This window comes from Chitinimonas sp. BJB300 (genome assembly GCF_002735695.1).
In the GTDB taxonomy this organism is placed as follows: domain Bacteria; phylum Pseudomonadota; class Gammaproteobacteria; order Burkholderiales; family Chitinimonadaceae; genus Chitinimonas.
The window spans coordinates 1-1,652 of record NZ_PDZH01000290.1 but is presented as its reverse complement, the minus strand read 5'-3'; the positions used below and the strand labels follow the sequence as shown (position 1 = coordinate 1,652).

Here is a 1,652-nt window from a genome sequence, read left to right as displayed (position 1 = left end):
TGTATCGGGAGCTGAAAGCGCTCGGGGTGAGCGGAACGGACGCGACGAGGATAGCGAGCAATGCCAGACGCTGGTGGCGTAATGGCTACGGCGTGCTGAATCGTGCGCTGCCGATCGCCTATTTCGAGCGCTTGGGAGTTCCAAGACTCGCCTAACCTCAACTTCTCGAACCGCCCGGTGCGGACCCGCATGCCGGGTGGTGTGGCAGGGGTCGGCCAGGTAATCTGGCCGCCCCTATGCCGATTGGGATGAGGCTTATTAATTGTTAACCTCTGATTTTTGTTACAAGAGTTACGGTTAATTTGGCAAACCAATTAGATACATCGCTGTCTCTAGGACGGTATTCACTCTGTATGGTTGGTTTAAAAGTAAGAATTAACAGAGTTGGATATTGGTTACTGAAGATGGCTTCAGTATTTGCATTGCTACCAATCTTGGTAATGTGGTGGCGTTTCAATCAGGAGTGTATTATGAGGGCAATAATGGTGGTAATGAAAGCATGGCAGGCGGTGTTGGGAGCTAAAGTTGATTTCCTAACTTGCTATCTAGATAGAAGCAAAGATGCTGAGTTAGAAAACCCCAAAAAAGCGTTGGTCAAGCAAGGAAAAACAGGAGACTATTTTATAAGGCGATTTTTCATTGCTATCACCGGGCTGTTTTTAGCGACCCCGGCTCTTGCTCAAGGAGTTAGTGATGAGATCATACTTCACCCTGACGTCCATATAGTTCCACTTGCTCATAATGTTTGGCGCCATGTAACGTATGAAGTCATACCGGATGGAAGGCGTATACCATCTAATGGGCTGATTATTAAAACAGATAAAGGAGTGACGCTGGTCGACACTGGCTGGAAGATTGAGCATACCCAGATGTTGCTAGATTGGGTGAAAAGTAATTTAAGAGAACCTGTTACGGCCGGCGTGGTATCCCATTCGCATAGAGACCGTATGGGAGGTATCGATGTGTGGTTAAGAAATGATATCCCTGTTTATGGTTCTTTTTTAACTGCCGATATTGCTAAAAGAAATGGTCTACAACCGCCTAATAGGCCATTTGTATTTGCAGCAAGGTTAAGTGAAGAAATAGAGCTTTATTATCCTGGGCCCGGTCACTCCATAGACAATATCATTGTCTGGCTTCCTAAATCAAAAATCCTATTTGGTGGATGTTTAATTAAATCAGCTGATGCGGCTATACTTGAACCTGTTGATGGCTCTAATGTCGTGGAATGGTCAGGAAGTGTTTTTCGCCTAAAGGATGAAAGATTTAATGCTGAAATCGTGGTGCCAGGACATGGAGAGCCGGGCACTCTTTCTTTAGTGGACCATACAATACGTTTAGGTTCTATGGCAAAACCAATATAGCCTACTATTCGTAATATGAGTCAACCCGCATTTAAAGCGTAACACTCGAGCGATTGTCTTCCTTTTAACTCAAGTCTTCTGCAATTGAATCGCATTCCAATGGAAGTGAAAGTCCGCCAGCTTAAGGTGGATGAATCTTTTGCGTGAGGGCACTCACTATCTAAATAACTGATGTTACGCAGTGCATACGATAACCTGTCGCCATGAAGAACAAAGAACTCGATTTGTACACCGACTATTTGCTGAGCACGTTTGGTGCGGCGACAGCAACGGGCTTGTCGGCGATGG

1 protein-coding gene is annotated in these 1,652 nt (G+C 45.5%); it reads left to right on the top strand.

Going from position 1 to position 1,652, the window contains the following annotated elements:
- Window positions 1-404 precede the first annotated feature (404 nt).
- Window positions 405-1,364: a subclass B1 metallo-beta-lactamase gene (bla, locus tag CSQ89_RS21410; RefSeq protein WP_158229088.1), complete on the top strand. Its 960-nt coding sequence runs from the start codon at window positions 405-407 to the stop codon at window positions 1,362-1,364.
- The last annotated feature ends 288 nt before the right edge of the window (window positions 1,365-1,652 follow it).

Coding starts and splice junctions, on each gene's coding strand:
- bla (WP_158229088.1), top strand. CDS start 405: ATGGCTTCAGTATTTGCATTGCTACCAATCTTGGTAATGTGGTGGCGT.